The organism is Micromonospora sp. NBC_00389 (assembly GCF_036059255.1).
In the GTDB taxonomy this organism is placed as follows: Bacteria; Actinomycetota; Actinomycetes; order Mycobacteriales; family Micromonosporaceae; genus Micromonospora.
Genome location: NZ_CP107947.1, coordinates 6,922,269 through 6,937,196, shown reverse-complemented (window position 1 = coordinate 6,937,196; position 14,928 = coordinate 6,922,269). Strand labels below are relative to the sequence as shown.

The following is a 14,928-nucleotide window of genomic DNA, read 5'->3' as shown; positions in this document are numbered from 1 at the left end:
CGTACCCGCCGTCGAGCTCGGCCGTCCGTCGGTAAACCAGCAGTAGCGCGACGTCGGTGAGCGGATCCCCGATGGTGGCTATCTCCCAGTCGATCACCGCGGCAACCTGGTCGTCGCGGTCGACCAGGAGGTTGTCCAGCCGGTAGTCGCCGTGCACGATGGCGGGCGTCGATTCGGTCGGCGCCTTCGCCTCCACCAGCGCATGCAACTGTTCGGCGCAGGCGAGGGCCCGGCTGCGGGAGGCGTCGAGCTGCTTCCTCCAGCGTCGGACCTGTCGGGTGAGGAAGCCGTCCGGGCGGCCGAAGTCGCTGAGGCCGACGCCAGCGGGATCGACGCTGTGCAGCGCCGGGAGCACGTCGACCATCCGGGTGGAGATGGCCTTAGTCCGTTCAGTCCCGAGGAGCGCGAGTTGTGCTGCGCGGCGGTACGGCGTGCCGTCCACCCGCTCCATCACGGAGTCCCGACAACGTCGGGGTCCTCATACAGCGCGAAAGTCTGCGGCACCGGCACGTCGGTGTTCTGCAGCGCGCTGATCACCCGGTGTTCGCGGGTCATGTCGTGGGCGGTCGTGAGGACGTGACCGAGCGGCGGGCGACGTAAGATCCACCAGCTGGTGCCATCGGGACCTCGTAGGTGAGGTTGGACTTGCCGCCCGCGACCACCCGTGCCCGCAACGGCCCCTGCACCGCGTTCGGGCAGGCGGGCTGGAAGAACCTGTCGAACTTCGCCAGGTCCAGTCCCGGAGGGTTGCCCGATGTGAGGTCGTCGCAGGCAAGGTCGTGGCCAGTCAGGTCCATCTGCTCACCCATGCTCAAGGCACCAGCACGGAGACGGTCTCGGCCACGCAGACGGGCTTGTCGCCGCCATCCCGTTCGATGGTGATCCGGACCGTTGCCTGTGCCCCGTTCGGGCCCCGGGTGAGCTCGACCAGCTCGGCGCCCGCGCGGATCCTGGAGCCCACCGGAACCGGCGACGGGAACCGGACCTTGTTCGACCCGTAGTTCACGCCCATGCTCAGCCCGTCGACCTTGTAGATCTCCCAGACCAGCTTCGGTACCAGCGACAGGGTCAGGTAGCCGTGCGCGATCGTCGTCCCGAATGGCCCGGACGCCGCTTTCTCCGGGTCGACGTGGATCCACTGGTGGTCACCGGTCGCCTCGGCGAACAGGTTGATCTGCCCCTGAGTGACGGTGTGCCATTCGCTGTAGCCGAGATGGGACCCGACCGCCTGCTCGAACTCATCAAGCCCATTGAACGTCTGCATGTTTCTACTCCTGTGACGCGGGTGATGTCCGTACACGCGTGTTGCCATCCGTGCGAAGAGCCGCCAACGCGCGCATTCACGGCACTCAGTCGCGCGGTCCGCCGGCGACGTAGATGACCTGGCCGGAGACGAACGACGCGTCATCGCGCGCGAGGAACGAGACAGTGGCGGCGATGTCTTCAGGCTGACCGACGCGGCCGACCGGGATCTGCGCGGCGGCAGCAACCTTGAAGTCCTCGAACGGGACACCGACCCGGGCCGCGGTGTCCGCGGTCATGTCGGTCTCGACGAAGCCGGGGGCGATCGCGTTCACGGTGACCCCGAACTTGCCGAGCTCGATCGCCAGCGTCTTGGTGAAACCCTGCAGCCCGGCCTTGGCAGCGGAGTAGTTCGCCTGTCCACGGGTACCCAGCGCCGAAACGCTGGACAGGTTGACGATCCGGCCCCACCTGGCCTCGGTCATGTACCTTTGGGTCGCCCTGCTCATCAGGAACGAACCGCGCAGGTGCACGTTCATGACTGCGTCCCAGTCGTCGGCGATCATCTTGAACAGCAGGTTGTCGCGAGTGATGCCGGCGTTGTTCACCAGCACGGTCGGCGCGCCGAGTTCCTCGGCCACCCGCGCGACGGCCTGGTCGGCGGCCTGCTCGTCGGCGACGTCGACACCGACCGCGAGGGCCTTGCCGCCAGCGGCCTCGATCTCCTCGACGACCGGCTTGCAGGCAGACTCTTTGAGGTCGAGCACGGCCACGGCGAAGCCGTCCTGGCTCAGCCGCTTGGCGACGGCAGCGCCGATGCCGCGTGCGGCTCCGGTGACGATCGCGGTACGACGGGTCTCGCTCACGGGGTCTCCTCCAGCTTTGGGTTGGGTGTGCTCAGGCCCGGAACGTGCCGAGCAAGCTGACTTCTTGTGGTGTGTACGTCGACGTGTAGGACCGTCTGCAGGCCGGCGCGTCTCGCGCCCTCAATGTTCGGGGCGGCGTCGTCGACGAACACCGCCGCACCGGGCTCGACATCGAGCAGCTTCAGGGTGTGCGCGAAGATCTCTCGGTTCGGTTTGCGCATCCCGACCTCGCCGGAGATGACCACTGGGTCGAACAACGCGTCGATCCGCTCCCGCGGGTAGGTGTTGCCCCAACTGTTGGACAGCAATGCGACCCGGACACCTGCGGACTTGAGCTTCTCGACGAGATCGAGCATCAACGGGTCCGGTCGCATCTCGGCGAACAGTGCCTGCAGCAGCCCGTCGGGGGCGACCGGGCCACCATTGGTGCCGACGAGTTCCGCGGCGAGCAGGGAATCGAACTCCGCAGTGGTCAGCTCACCGGTCTCCAGACGGTGGATCGGTGTGCCCTCGGGCACCGAGCGGGACATCCACGCCTTCAACGTTCTCGAGAACGAGGCTGGGTCGATCCCGTCCCGCTTCAGCCAGGCCGCGATCGAGTCACGGACCGGGCTGGTGAGCACGCCGCCGTAGTCGAAGACCACCGCGGCGACAGTCGCGCGCTCGTCGTACGTCATCTGCTTCTCCTACGTTCACGTCGAGGGCCTTCGCCCAGTCGTCTTCGGGGGTGTCGAGTCCCTTGCCGGTGTCGATGCCGGCGTTGGCGAGATAGATGTCGATCGAGCCGAGTTCTTTGCGGGCGGACTTCTCCAGCACGGCGACCCCGTCCTCGCTTGCCGCATCACCAGGGACCGCGATGCCGCCGAGCTCGTTGGCGACCAGCTTCACCGCAGCAGCGTCCAAGTCGTTCACCACGACCCGGGCGCCGTCGGCCGCACGCTTCGAGGCGATCGCGGGACCGATGCCGCGTCCGGCGCCGGTGACCGCCACACCCCGCCGCGGACTGGCAATCGCCACCATCGAGGCCCGGGTCCCCGGCAGCACCGTCATCATCCAGAACGTCGATGACCTGCACGAACGGGCCGGAACCCGGGCTGCGATCCACCTGCACGGCTGCCTCTTCGCGCCCCGCTGCGTGGCGGCGGCCGCTCACCCGGCAACCTTCCAGGACACACAGGACGGCGAGGCCGCAGAGCTGCACGAAGGCCGCCGGATTCCGCCGCCGCGGTGCGCGTCCTGCGCAGCGCTCGTCCGCCCGGGAGTGGTGTGGTTCGGTGAGGCACTGCCCGAGGCGGTCAAACCACCACCCAAGAGATCGACAATGGCGGCTCAACATGCATGATCAACAGATATCGAGAGGCCGAGGTTAGCCGCGAACGCGGGACCGCAACGAGTTGAGCTGCTCTCGATACTTCGCCACGTTGCCCATCTTGACCTCCTCGTAACCGCGCACCATTTCGGGGAGGCTGGCGATCTCCGCCACGACCTTGAGGTTCGAGGGGGCGAGCGCGGCGGTTGCCTCATCCACCACGTCGACGTACTCGGTGATGAGAGACCGTTCCGTGGCCCGCACGTCGCATCGGCCGAACGGATCCCAAGCGGTGCCACGCACCCGGCGCATCGCGCAGAGAGCCTTGAAGCCCGGCTTAAACCAGCTCCCGAGGCTCATCTTGCGGTCCATTCCTAGGGCTCGCAGCACTGGCGGGTGGAGCTTGAACGAGTACGTCACGTCGTCGCCGAATTGCTCCTTGAGTTGGCGCTCCAGGGCTGGGTCTAGAGAAAGCCTAGCGACTTCGTACTCGTCCTTGTACGCCATGAGCTTGAACAGATTGGCTGCCACGGCGGGAGTGACCACGTCATTTGTGCCAAGGGTTGCGACCTCGCGAACCCGGACCCGCTCGACGACCTCGGCATACCGACGCGCATAGCGTGCGTCCTGGTAGGCCACCAGCTCGCTCACTCGACGCTGAACAAGGTCGGCCAGGGGAGAGTCGCCCGGGACCCGCACAAGGCGGGCGATTGTCCGCTCCTTCTCGGACGGTCCGTCGGTCGCCCGGGCCGCGACGGGGAGGGCCGCCTGCAGTGCGTTGGGGTCGGCGACCATCTGACGCCCCCGCCGGAACGCCTGTAGGTTGCGCTCGACAGCGACCCCGTTGAGGGTGATCGCTTGCTCGATGAGGTCATGGTGGACCGGGACAGCGCCGGTCTGAACGGCCATGCCGACCAGGAAGATGTTGGCGTACTGGTCATCGTCGAATAGAGCCGTGACGAGTGCGCGGACATCTGCGAAGGCGCCGTCGGTGGGGCGAGTGCGCTTCTGGATCCGCGCGGCGATCTCCTTGGCCTCGGGGAACCGGGCAGTGGTGTCGGTAACCATTGAGCCGGTGGGTACGGCCGTCGTGGACACGACGGCGATGGTCCGGTCTGGGGAAGCGGCAGTCAGGTTCTCGGCATTCGCGGCGACGAGGATGTCGCACCCGAGGTACAGGTCGCATTCGCCGGGGCCGACCTTGTTGGCGCCGGCGAACGGTGTGGAGGACATTCGCACGTCGGACACGACCGCTCCGCCCTTTTGGGCCATGCCCATCTGGTCGAGGCTTCTGACGTAGAGGCCGGCCATCACTGCCGCGGTGGAGATGATCTGCGCGGTCGTCACGACACCGGTTCCGCCGATGCCAGTGATGCGCAGGTTGAAGTCCTCGACGCCGACCTTCACCGTGGGCTCTGGCAGGTCACCGGCCTCGAGAGCCCCGCCCGCGCGGACCGGCTTCTTCGTCCCGGGTACGACGCTGATGAATGAGGGGCAGTCGCCGTCCACGCAGGAAAAATCCTTGTTGCAGGAGGCCTGGTGGATCTGGGTCTTGCGCCCGAACTCGGTCTCCACCGGCTGGACCGAGAGACAGTTCGACTTGGCCCCGCAGTCGCCGCAGCCCTCACAGACACGCTCGTTGATGAACACCCGCTGGGTGGGCTCTACGGCGAGGTTGCGCTTGCGCTTTCGGCGCAGCTCGGTCGCGCACTCCTGGTCGTGGATCAACACGGTGACCCCCTCGACCTTCGCGAGTTCCTCCTGGGTCTCGATGAGCCGGTCGCGGTGGCGGACCTTCACGCCTGCGGGCAGCCGAACGCCTTTGTACCGCGTGGGGTCCTCGGTCGTGATCACGATCCTCGCGACCCCCTCGGCGATGAGGGAGGCGACGATCTGTGGCACCGACATCTTGCCCACTGCCTGTTGGCCACCGGTCATCGCGACGGCACCATTGTGGAGCAACTTGTAGGTGATGTTCGACTTGGCCGCGATCGAGGCGCGGATGGCGAGGCTTCCGGAGTGGTGGAAGGTGCCGTCCCCGAGGTTCTGCATCAGGTGGCGGTGCTCGACGAACGGTGCCATCCCGATCCAGGCCCCGCCCTCGCCGCCCATCTGGCACAGGCCGATGATGTTCCCGACGCGCTCCTCGGGCATGAACGACGCGAGGGCGGAGCAGCCGATGCCGGCGCCGACCAGGGATCCTTCGGGTGCCGCCGTGGAACGGTTGTGCGGACATCCCGAGCAGAAGAACGGCGTGCGGTTCACGATCGGCAGCAGTGTGCGCGCAGACCGTGCTGGTGCAGCGGACTTCTTCAGCCACGTCTGGACGGGCGCGGAATCGAGGTGAGCGATGATGCGGGGCGCGAGGGCCTTGGCGATGAGTGCCGGTGGAAGATCGGCGTCGGCCCGCAGCAACTCCACACCGCCGGGGCCTGTCTTGCCGAAGACGGCGGGAGCGGCGGGTTGACCGTAGAGCAGATCCTTGATCGCGAGCTCGAGGAGCGGCCGCTTCTCCTCGACGACGATGATCTCGACCAGGCCCTGCGCGAACTCGCGGACGATGCGCGGCTCCAACGGGGAAACCATGCCCATCTTCAGAACCCGGATGCCCGAGGTCGGCACGCCCTCGCGGGTGATCCCCATGGTGACCAGGGCTTGCTGGACGTCGAGGTAGGAGGCGCCGGCCGCCACGACCCCGATGCGCGCGTTGGGGTCGCCCTCGATCCGGTTCAGGCCGTTCGCGTACGCGTAGCGGCGGGCGAGCTCCGGCCGGCTCGTGGTGAGGCTGCGTTCCAGCGCCGCCAGGTTCGGCTGCAGGAAGTTCGCCGAGACGGTGTGCTGGAACGGCGTGCCGTCGATGGTCCGGTCGGGAAAGACAGGCTCCACCTGGTCGGTGCGCACGACTGCGGTGCTCGCGCCGTCCACGACGTTCGTGGCCAGCTTCACGCCGGTCCAGAGACCGCAGAAGCGCGACAGTGCAATCCCGTGCAGCCCCAGGTCGAGAACGTCTTGCGGGTCGGCCGGCGCCAGCACGGTCATCCCGATCTCGGCCATGGCCGTCTCCGAGCTGCTCGGCACCGTGGAGGACTTGGCGATCGAGTCGTCTCCGACCAGGACCAGGACTCCACCGGTGGCTGCGGAGCCGCCCAGGTTGGCGTGCCGTAGCGCGTCGGTTGCCCGGTCGAGCCCAGGCGCTTTGCCGTACCAGACACCCACGACGCCGTCGTGGGTCATCCCGCCGACGGTGGCGGCGAGCTGTGACCCCTGTACCGCGTTGGCGCCGAGCTCCTCGTTCACGCTGGGCTGGAAGACGATGTCGTGTTCCTCCAGCAGCTTGCGCCGCCGACTCAGCTCCAGGTCGAACCCGGCCAGAGGCGAGCCCTCATAGCCGGAGATGAACGTGGCCGTCTTCAGCCCGTGACGACGGTCGAGCCGTTGCTGGTCGAGCGGGATCCTGACGAGTGCCTGCAACCCGGACAGGTAGATCTCTCCGTCACGAAGCTCGTAGCGGTCCTCAAGGCGAACAGGGCGTCCGGCGGTAACGGTCACAGGGTCTCCAAGCGGGTGGCGGCGGGCGCGCTCCAGCGACACCCAACATGGCAGTGTGGTGTTCTTCCCAGTATCGGTGGCGCGCCGTGGCGTTGTCTGCGGGTGAAACGACGACTTCTGCACTGCCTCGGGTAGAAGACTTCTTGGAAACCACGAAGGAGGTGGCCATGTCTGACGACTCCTGGTCAGAGGTGACCGCACTGTGCCGACGTGTCGCGTCGGATCTTGACGAGCTCGCACGGGCGTCGACCCTCGGTATCCGAAAGGACCTGACCGCCTACGCCGCCGTTCCGTTCGACGAGCACCTGGCCACCGTCCGCGAGCAACAACGCCGGCGTCTCGACGCGCTCGCGGAGAGGAGGCTCCTGGCCGCGGAGGACCTGGACAGGGCCACCGAACTCGCCCGACGGCGCGCCCGGCAGGGGATCGCGGTCGACGTCCTGATCGGCGCCTACCACGTCGGCGATCGAGAGCTGTGGAGGGCGCTGTGCGCGGAGGCCGGTAACGCGACACCAAAGCTGCCCAAGGTCGCCTCGCTCATGTTCGACTCCCTGCACGCCATCTCGACGGTGCTGGCTGCCGCGCACGGTGAGGTCACCCGGGAGCTGCAGAGTCACCGTGTCACCCTGTCGCAGCGGTTCATCGAGCTGCTCACGGGCGCGGAGACGATTGACGGAGAGACCGCCCGCATCGCCGACGCGCTGGGGTTCGATCCGGAGGACGGGTTCGTTGCGCTGGCATGGCGACGACCGGGGAGTCAGGTTTTGCTGCCCAGCGAGCTACAGCGGGAGCTCGACCGGTTCCCAGGGGTGGTCGTCGACTCGTTCCACGACGGCGACATCCTGCTCGTAGCGCAAGGCGTGACCAGCGCCGACTTGACCGACCTCGCCGTGCGTCACGTGCGCGAAGGGCGTGCGGGAGTCGGGCTGGTCCGGGACGGGCTGGCGGGCGCAGCGGACAGCGTCACGGACGCCCAACTGGCCCTCGCCGCGGCCTCACCGGGACATCCCGTGGTGGTGTGGGCGGATGAGTGGCACATCGCCTTGCTGCTGTCGCGCGCGGACCAGATCGGCCCATTAGTTTCGGCCGTGGTTGCGCTGGCTCGGCAGCACACCCATTTGGCGGAAGCCGTGATGGCGTTCGCGGACGCTGACATGTCCCTCGTAGAGGCGGCCAAGGCGGTGCACCTGCACGCCAACACGATCAGCTACCGGCTGGAGCGTTGGGCTCACCTGACGGGCTGGGACCCGCGAACGTTCCACGGCTTAATCAGGTCCGTTACGGCCTGTCGTTTAGCGGAGTGTTGAGGGACGCCTCACAGGAAGCTCTCGATCACCTTGAGCCCAGCCATCACATGGGTCCGCACGATTCGCTCGGCGAGCTCCCCGTCACGGTCACGGAGTGCTGCGAAGATCTGCTCGTGCTCGTCCAGCGCAACCCGCAGCGCTTCGTCGGAGGTGATCGCTGCGACCTCGTTGTTGAAGAAGTAGGACAGGTTCGCCGCAGCCACTGTGCTCATGCGCCCGTTGTCGGCAGCAGCGAGCACCGTTTCGTGAAAGGCGGCGTTCGCCTCGACGACCTTCGCTCGGTTGGCCGTTTCCCCGGTGGACGTGGCCGCATGCAGATGTAGCGTCTCCTCGATCCGGGCCAGCGCCTCCGGCGTCCGACGATCGGCCGCCAACCGGGCGGCATAGCCCTCCAGGGCGGCGCGCACCTCGTAGATCTCGCGCACCTCCTCGAAGGTGAACTCGCGCACGGTCAGGCCCTGACGACTCTTCGTCGCCAGTCCGTCCTTGATCAGCCGGAAGAGGGCTTCACGCACAGGTGTGCGGCTGGCGCCAAGCTCGGCCGCGATCTCGGTCTCCACCAGGCGCTGGTTCGGACGGTAGCTGCCGGTCACGATCCGGTGGTGCACGACGTCGTAGACGGCGTCGGAAAGCGAACCCTGCTCGGGTGATCGGAGGTTGGCGACCGTCACCGTGTTTCCCCTCTGCTAGAAGGCAGCCGCAGTCTAGCGATGCCTGCCTGGTCCGGTCGCTCGGCCGCCGCTGATGCTACCCAGCGGCACGAGTCTCAACTTCGTTGACAGCGGCTGTGATGAACTGCATACTGCGCTGTATACAGTACCGCATGCAGTACCGTATGCGGTTAGTCGGATCCTCGGAAAGGACCTGCCGTGGTGACGAAACGCAGACTTAGGCAGTTGACCGCCGCACTCGGGCTCACGTTCGTTCTCACCGCGTGCGGCGGGACTTCCGCAACGACCGGCGGCGGCGGAGCCCCCGATGCCGAGAGGGGGGGAGGCGGCTCCGCGATGAAGGGGGCCGTCAACCTCGGCGCCGTTCTCCCGCTCACCGGCAGCAGTGCCTCCATCGGTGAGGATCAGCGCCGCGGAATCGAACTCGCCGTCGATAAGATCAACAGTGAAGGCGGCGTGCTCGGCAAGAAGCTCAACGTCATCGTCGAGGACTCCGCCGGATCCGCCAACGCCGCCATCGGCGCGGCCAAGAAGCTGACGACCGTGGACAAGGTCCCCGCCGTGATAGGGGAGTACTCCTCAGGCGTGACCGTCCCGCTCGGGCAGTACCTCCAGCAGGCCGGCGTGATCCACGTCAACGTCGGTTCGTCGTCGCCGGAGATCGCCAACATCGGCGACAAGTCGTTCTCGGTAATCGGTCTCGACACCATCGCAAGCAAGTTCGCCGCCGAGCAGCTGATCACGCGCGGCTACAAGAACGTCGCAGTCATGGTGCCGAACAACTCCTACGGCCAAGGCGTCCTGAAGCCGTTCGCCGACGCGTTTAAGGCCGTCGAAGGTTCGATCACCCAGACCATCCTCTACTCCGAGGGACAGACCAGCTACCGCGCGGAGCTGGACCGGATCGCAAAGTCCTCACCAGACGCCGTGCTCTACAGCGCCTACGGGCAGGACTCGTCGGTCATCAACCAAGAGGCCTACGAGAGCGGACTGCAGAAGACCCCTTGGTTCGGGATCTACCTGACTATGTGCACCACCGACTCTCCACCGCAGACCGTGGAGAACCAGATCGGGATGGACGTGAACTACGTCGGCCCCGATGGCGCGGCCTACCAGGCGGCGTACAAGAAGAAGTACGGGGAGGACTTCGCCTCCACGTTCAGCGGCTACACCTACGACGGCACGATGATGCTGGCAAAGGCCATCGAGAAGGCGAACTCCAGCAGTCCGGACGCAATCGCCGCAGCGCTGAAGCAGATCGGCCAGCGCTACAACGGCGCGACCGGCGACATCACCCTCGACGCGAAGAACCAGCGTTCCGCGCAGCCGTACCTGGTTCTGAAGTACACCAAGGGCAAGGTCGTCCAGCTCGGCTGACGCCCCGCTCCGGGCCTGGCCGCCGCTGCGTGGCCAGGCCCGCAGGAACTGCGCCTCACCGCTGCCCCGTCCCCTTCTGAGGAGAGTTCTCGTGTTACTTCAGATACTCATTGACTCCCTCGTGCGTACCGCCGAGCTGAGCCTCGTCGCCGTGGGCCTCTCCCTGACCTGGGGCATCGTGAAGTTCGCCAACGTCGCGCACGTGCAGTTCGCGCCGGTGGGCGCGTACCTGGCACTGCTCGCCGGCTCCGCCCTGGGCCTCGGGCTCATCGGCGGCGCGCTCGTAGGGATCGTCGCCGCAGGCATGGTGGGGGTCGCCCTGCACAGGTTCTTCTTCCGCCGGCTTTCCTCGTTCAGCAGCTCCACGGCCCTTATCGGTTCCCTGGCGCTGGCCATCGTGATCACCGCGACCATCCAGACAATCGTCGGGCCGCGTCCGCAGCGGCTTCCTTTGCCGATCACCCCAGGCGTGATGCTCGGTTCTGCGGTGGTCACCCGGGCCCAGCTATATATCGTGGCGATGACCTTGGTCATCTTCGCCGCCATATTCACCATGCTTGCCCTCACCAACTTCGGGCGCGCCGTCCGCTGTGTCGCCGCCAACCGAGACCTGGCCGCCGCCAGCGGCATCGATGTCAAACGGGTCTCGACCCTCGTGGTTTTCGCTGCGGCGGCACTGGCCGCGACGGGAGGGGTCTTCATCGCGGCCGACACCTCCATCTCCCTGCGGATGGGCGACACCCTGCTGCTGGCGACGTTTGCCGCCGTGATCATGGGCGGAATCGGTTCAGTGACCGGCACGCTGCTGGCCTCCGCGGTCCTCGCGGTCGCAGAGAGCGTGGTCCTGCGAATCGACTTCGGTCCGCTCTTCTCCTCGCCGTCGCTGATGGTGCCAGTCAGCTACCGCCCGGCGGTGGGGTTCGTCGCCGTCATTCTCATCATGCTCTTCCGCCCGGAGGGTCTGTTCGGCTTCGGAGGCCGCCGTGCTTGATTTCGTCCTCTACCTGGTCACCGTCGCAGCCCTCTACGGCCTGCTCGCGCTGAGCCTGAACCTTCAGGCCGGTGTCAGCGGTCTGCTCAACTTCGGCCACGTCGCGTTCTTCGGAGTCGGGGCCTACGCATCGGGGATCGTGGCCCTGCAGGGTGGCAACTGGATGGTCGGCATCTTCGTCGGCGTCGTGGCGTCCGCTCTGCTCGGACCGGCCATCGGGCGGCTGGGCCGGACGCTGGCCGCCGATTACTGGGCCATCGTCACGCTGGCTATCGCGGAGTGCCTGCGGCTGATCGTGTCCAACCAGGACTCACTCACCGGCGGCCACCAAGGCATCAGCGGCATCGTCGGCCCGTTCTCGGGGCTCTCCACCGCCACCGCCGCCATCGCGTGGCTCGTGCTGTGTCTGCTGCTGCTGGTTGCTGCCTACTTTTTCGCCGAGGCACTGACCCGGATGCAGTTCGGGCGCGTGCTGCGGCTGATCCGGGAGCAACCCACGCTCGCCGCGTCGCTCGGGCACGACATCACCCGGCGAAAGATGCGGCTCCTTGCGGTCGCGGGCCCGATCGCGGCGATCGCCGGCTCCCTGTACACGCTCTACATCTCCTACATCGGCCCGGACCAGCTGCTGCCCATCGAGACCTTCCTGGTGTTCACGATGCTGATCATCGGCGGCATGGGAAACAACCGCGGGGCGGTGATCGGCGCCTTGCTCGTGCAGCTGCTCTATGCCGGCAGCCGGTTCCTCAAGGACTGGTTTCCTATCCCCGACCAGAGCGCCAGCAGCATCCGTGTCCTCATCGTCGGGCTCGTGCTGACTGCCTTCCTCTTGACAAACCCCGCAGGCATGTTCGGCGAGAAGCTTCGGAGGGTCGATGTTCGTCACTGAGGGAGTCTGCAAGTCGTTCGGATCAGTACAGGTCCTCCGCGACGTCAGCCTCGCGATCGAGCCCGGGGAAGTCATCGGTCTCGTGGGCCCTAACGGGTCGGGCAAGACCACCTTGCTCAACTGCCTGTCGGGGTTCCTGACCCCGAACGCGGGGACCATCGAGTACGACGGCGCCCGGATCGACAAGCTCGCCGACTGGCAGGTCAGCCGGCTCGGCGTCCGGCGCACGTTCCAGACGGCCGCGCAGCCGATGAAGATGACTGTCCTTGAGGCCATGCTCTGCGGTGCTGACCTGCCGGTCGGCGACTCCGCCGTGCGCGGGATCTTCCGGCGCAAGGCCCGCCATGCCGAGCAGGCCAAGGCGGTACGCAAGGCGAAGGACCTGCTCGAATTCCTGGCGCTCGCCCCGCTGGTCGACCAACCCGCCGGCCGGCTGTCCGGAGGCCAGCAGAAGCTGTTAAGCCTCGGCGTCGCGCTCATGAACGACCCCAAGGTGCTGCTGCTGGACGAGCCGACGGCCGGAGTGAACCCCACCCTGCGCCGCACCGTGACCGATCGGCTCCAGGACATCAACGCCGCCGGGACGACACTGCTCGTCATCGAGCACGACATGGGGTTCATCGGCCGGCTGTGCGAACGCGTCTACGTCCTGGACAAGGGAGAGGTCATCGCGTCCTGCAAGCCACATCAACTTAAGGACAACCCCCGCGTAGTCGAGGCGTACCTCGGTGCACCACGGGCCACGCCGGTGGCGACTGGAGGCACCGCACGATGAAGCTCGAGGCCAAAAACGTCACCGCCGGCTACGTCCCGGGCGTCAACATCCTGAACGGCATCACCCTCGGGTTGGCCGAGCAGGAGATTGTGACCGTGGTCGGGCCCAACGGCTCGGGTAAGTCCACCTTCCTCAAGTGCCTCATGGGGTTCGTCCCCGCCAGTAGCGGCACGGTGAGGGTCTCCGGCGTCGACTGCACCGCCATGGCCGTGCACCGCCGCGTACGCAACCACCGCATGGCGTTCGTACCCCAGCTGGACAACGTCTACGGGCCGCTCACCATCCGCGACAACGTCCGCGCCGGTGGCCAGCACATGCCACGAGCCGACCGTGAACGGCGCGCCGACGAACTGCTTCACCGCTACCCCGCCCTCGGTGATCGGGCGAACCAGCGCGCCGACTCGCTCTCGGGTGGTGAGCGCCAGTTGCTGGCCCTGTGCCGGGCGCTGATGCCACGGCCCGACGTGCTGTTGCTCGATGAACCCTCAGCTGGCCTGTCACCGGCCAAGGTGACCGAACTGTTCGACGCAGTCGTCGACATCCGCGCCCAGGAGAACGTCACGGTGCTCTGCGTAGAGCAGAACGCCGTCCAGTCCCTGGCGGTCAGCGACCGGGGGATCGTCCTCGTCCAGGGCCAGGTAGCCCTCCAAGGCCCGGCCCGCCAGCTGCTCGCCGACCCGCAGGTCAGCGAGCTGTACCTGGGCGGGCTGCCCACCGCGACGAACCCCGAGCCCTTCATGGAAGAAAGCCTCTGATATGACGGTGTACAAGACCATGCCCGGGCGGCCGGTCGCCTACGGCTACACGATCGGCATCCTCTGCGCCGAGTGGAACGTCCCGTTCGTTCCAGGCGACCTCAACAACGCCAGCACCTTCGATTTCCCGGTCCGTTACCTGACCGTCGAGGGCGCATCGGGGGCCGAGGTACTCACCGGAAACGCCGCCGACTACGCCGACATGTTCATTCAGGCAGCGAAGGCTCTCGAGGCCGAGGGCATCCACGCCATCACCGGCAACTGCGGGTACATGGCCGCCTACCAAGAGCCGGTCTCCAACGCCGTTAACGTGCCGGTGTTCATGTCCAGCCTGCTCCAGGCACCGATGCTCAGCCGCATGCTCGGCGCAAACCAGCGAGTCGCCGTCATGGTCGCCAACGGCGCCGGCATCACCGAGCAGGTCCTGCACGGCGCAGGGATCACCGATCCGGACCGACTCGTCATCCAAGGTTTGGACCACATGCCGCACTTCAACGAGGTGATCCTCCGAGAGCAGGGCTCCCTAGACGAGGACCGACTCCGAGAAGAGGTCGTCACGGTCGCCACCGAGACGGTTACGGCGGACCCGTCCATCGGGGCGGTTCTCCTCGAGTGCAGCGACCTGCCGCCCTACGCCCGAGCCGTCCACGAAGCCACTGGCCTGCCGGTCTTCGACTGGGCCGGTTTCATCCGCTACGTCCACGACGCCACGACGCCCCGCGCCTACTCAGGGACCTACTGACCACACCACTGTCCGCACCACACCCCCAATCCAACGGAAGCAGGAGAACGCCCATGAGCACGAAGCTCGACACCTACAACCCCGACACGCTCGGCCCAGCCATCGCGCCCTACTCGCAGGCCGTCGTGGCCAACGGCTTCGCCTACCTGGCTGGACAGGTCGCACTCGACAAGGACAACAACGTCGTCGCTCCCGGCGACATGAAGAAGCAGACCCGGGTCGCGATCGAGCGGATCAAGACCATCCTCGCGGAGTTCGACGCCGACCTGAACAACATCGTCTCCGCGACCGTCTTCATCACCGACCTCGACGACTTCGCAACGTTCAACGAGGCATGGGCAGCAGAGTTCGGCGATCACCGACCGGCGCGCGCCTCCGTCGTCGCAGGACTCCTGCTGCCCGGCTTGGTCGTCGAGATTCAGGCAGTCGCCGCCCTCTAACCCGCTCCACGACAA

General features: G+C 66.8%; 15 protein-coding genes and 2 pseudogenes. 9 read left to right on the top strand and 8 right to left on the bottom strand.

Translation table 11 applies throughout. From position 1 onward, the window contains the following. Positions 1 to 49 precede the first annotated feature (49 nt). The 6 genes and pseudogenes from OG470_RS32845 to OG470_RS32820 all read right to left on the bottom strand — a co-directional run. Positions 50 to 451, bottom strand: a pseudogene (locus tag OG470_RS32845) (phosphotransferase family protein); the annotation flags it as partial. Positions 452 to 551: 100 nt separating this feature from the next. Further along, entirely contained in the window at positions 552 to 797 is a 246-nt protein-coding gene (locus tag OG470_RS32840) for a hypothetical protein (RefSeq protein WP_328418543.1), read from the bottom strand. 14 nt (positions 798 to 811) lie between these two features. Further along, a complete protein-coding gene (locus OG470_RS32835; RefSeq protein ID WP_328418541.1) occupies positions 812 to 1,264 on the bottom strand; it encodes a MaoC family dehydratase in 453 nt (150 codons plus the stop codon). Positions 1,265 to 1,349: 85 nt separating this feature from the next. Beyond that, positions 1,350 to 2,108 (bottom strand): 3-oxoacyl-ACP reductase FabG, encoded by a 759-nt coding sequence (gene fabG, locus OG470_RS32830; RefSeq protein ID WP_328418539.1) that lies wholly within the window; start codon positions 2,106 to 2,108, stop codon positions 1,350 to 1,352. Then, a complete protein-coding gene (locus OG470_RS32825; protein WP_328418537.1) occupies positions 2,105 to 2,785 on the bottom strand; it encodes an HAD family hydrolase in 681 nt (226 codons plus the stop codon). The genes fabG and OG470_RS32825 overlap by 4 nt, the downstream gene beginning before the upstream one ends. Beyond that, a complete protein-coding gene (locus OG470_RS32820; RefSeq protein ID WP_328418535.1) occupies positions 2,709 to 3,128 on the bottom strand; it encodes an SDR family NAD(P)-dependent oxidoreductase in 420 nt (139 codons plus the stop codon). Before OG470_RS32820 ends, OG470_RS32825 begins: the two co-directional genes overlap by 77 nt. Here OG470_RS32820 and OG470_RS32815 point away from each other — a divergent pair. Next, a pseudogene (locus OG470_RS32815) lies at positions 3,094 to 3,402 on the top strand (Sir2 family NAD-dependent protein deacetylase); the annotation flags it as partial. The gene OG470_RS32820 and the pseudogene OG470_RS32815 sit on opposite strands and share 35 nt — an antisense overlap. A 72-nt stretch (positions 3,403 to 3,474) precedes the next feature. Here OG470_RS32815 and OG470_RS32810 read toward each other — a convergent pair. Further along, the gene (locus OG470_RS32810) at positions 3,475 to 6,966 is read right to left on the bottom strand and encodes an indolepyruvate ferredoxin oxidoreductase family protein (protein ID WP_328418533.1); all 3,492 of its coding nucleotides are present in this window, start codon (positions 6,964 to 6,966) and stop codon (positions 3,475 to 3,477) included. A gap of 86 nt (positions 6,967 to 7,052) precedes the next feature. Between OG470_RS32810 and OG470_RS32805 the strand changes: the two genes are divergently transcribed. After that, positions 7,053 to 8,273, top strand: coding sequence for a PucR family transcriptional regulator (locus tag OG470_RS32805; protein WP_328418531.1), 1,221 nt, complete (start codon positions 7,053 to 7,055; stop codon positions 8,271 to 8,273). An 8-nt stretch (positions 8,274 to 8,281) separates the two neighbouring features. Here the strand turns inward: OG470_RS32805 and OG470_RS32800 are convergent, their stop codons facing one another. Next, the gene (locus tag OG470_RS32800; RefSeq protein ID WP_328418529.1) at positions 8,282 to 8,944 is read right to left on the bottom strand and encodes a GntR family transcriptional regulator; all 663 of its coding nucleotides are present in this window, start codon (positions 8,942 to 8,944) and stop codon (positions 8,282 to 8,284) included. Between the two features lie 225 nt (positions 8,945 to 9,169). On the opposite strand from OG470_RS32800, the gene OG470_RS32795 reads away from it, so the two are divergent. The 7 genes from OG470_RS32795 to OG470_RS32765 all read left to right on the top strand — a co-directional run bounded on the left by OG470_RS32795 (position 9,170) and on the right by OG470_RS32765 (position 14,913). Then, positions 9,170 to 10,321, top strand: a complete 1,152-nt coding sequence (locus OG470_RS32795) for an ABC transporter substrate-binding protein (RefSeq protein WP_328418527.1) — start codon at positions 9,170 to 9,172, stop codon at positions 10,319 to 10,321. 91 nt (positions 10,322 to 10,412) lie between these two features. After that, positions 10,413 to 11,312 carry a branched-chain amino acid ABC transporter permease gene (locus OG470_RS32790; protein WP_328418526.1) on the top strand — a complete coding sequence of 300 codons (900 nt, stop codon included), beginning with the start codon at positions 10,413 to 10,415 and terminating at the stop codon, positions 11,310 to 11,312. Further along, the gene (locus tag OG470_RS32785; protein WP_328418524.1) at positions 11,305 to 12,201 is read left to right on the top strand and encodes a branched-chain amino acid ABC transporter permease; all 897 of its coding nucleotides are present in this window, start codon (positions 11,305 to 11,307) and stop codon (positions 12,199 to 12,201) included. Before OG470_RS32790 ends, OG470_RS32785 begins: the two co-directional genes overlap by 8 nt. After that, on the top strand, positions 12,188 to 12,976 hold the full coding sequence (locus tag OG470_RS32780; RefSeq protein WP_328418522.1) for an ABC transporter ATP-binding protein: 789 nt from the start codon (positions 12,188 to 12,190) through the stop codon (positions 12,974 to 12,976). Before OG470_RS32785 ends, OG470_RS32780 begins: the two co-directional genes overlap by 14 nt. Further along, positions 12,973 to 13,731 (top strand): ABC transporter ATP-binding protein, encoded by a 759-nt coding sequence (locus OG470_RS32775; RefSeq protein WP_328418520.1) that lies wholly within the window; start codon positions 12,973 to 12,975, stop codon positions 13,729 to 13,731. The genes OG470_RS32780 and OG470_RS32775 overlap by 4 nt, the downstream gene beginning before the upstream one ends. A 1-nt stretch (position 13,732) precedes the next feature. Continuing rightward, the gene (locus OG470_RS32770; RefSeq protein WP_328418518.1) at positions 13,733 to 14,473 is read left to right on the top strand and encodes an aspartate/glutamate racemase family protein; all 741 of its coding nucleotides are present in this window, start codon (positions 13,733 to 13,735) and stop codon (positions 14,471 to 14,473) included. 53 nt (positions 14,474 to 14,526) lie between these two features. Beyond that, positions 14,527 to 14,913 carry a RidA family protein gene (locus OG470_RS32765; protein ID WP_328418516.1) on the top strand — a complete coding sequence of 129 codons (387 nt, stop codon included), beginning with the start codon at positions 14,527 to 14,529 and terminating at the stop codon, positions 14,911 to 14,913. The last annotated feature ends 15 nt before the right edge of the window (positions 14,914 to 14,928 follow it).

What these genes read in the sequence shown, in the direction of transcription:
- OG470_RS32840 (WP_328418543.1), bottom strand. Translation starts at nt 797, where the DNA reads ATGGACCTGACTGGCCACGACCTTGCCTGCGACGACCTCACATCGGGC.
- OG470_RS32835 (WP_328418541.1), bottom strand. Translation starts at nt 1,264, where the DNA reads ATGCAGACGTTCAATGGGCTTGATGAGTTCGAGCAGGCGGTCGGGTCC.
- OG470_RS32825 (WP_328418537.1), bottom strand. Translation starts at nt 2,785, where the DNA reads ATGACGTACGACGAGCGCGCGACTGTCGCCGCGGTGGTCTTCGACTAC.
- OG470_RS32820 (WP_328418535.1), bottom strand. Translation starts at nt 3,128, where the DNA reads ATGGTGGCGATTGCCAGTCCGCGGCGGGGTGTGGCGGTCACCGGCGCC.
- OG470_RS32780 (WP_328418522.1), top strand. Translation starts at nt 12,188, where the DNA reads ATGTTCGTCACTGAGGGAGTCTGCAAGTCGTTCGGATCAGTACAGGTC.
- OG470_RS32775 (WP_328418520.1), top strand. Translation starts at nt 12,973, where the DNA reads ATGAAGCTCGAGGCCAAAAACGTCACCGCCGGCTACGTCCCGGGCGTC.
- OG470_RS32770 (WP_328418518.1), top strand. Translation starts at nt 13,733, where the DNA reads ATGACGGTGTACAAGACCATGCCCGGGCGGCCGGTCGCCTACGGCTAC.
- OG470_RS32765 (WP_328418516.1), top strand. Translation starts at nt 14,527, where the DNA reads ATGAGCACGAAGCTCGACACCTACAACCCCGACACGCTCGGCCCAGCC.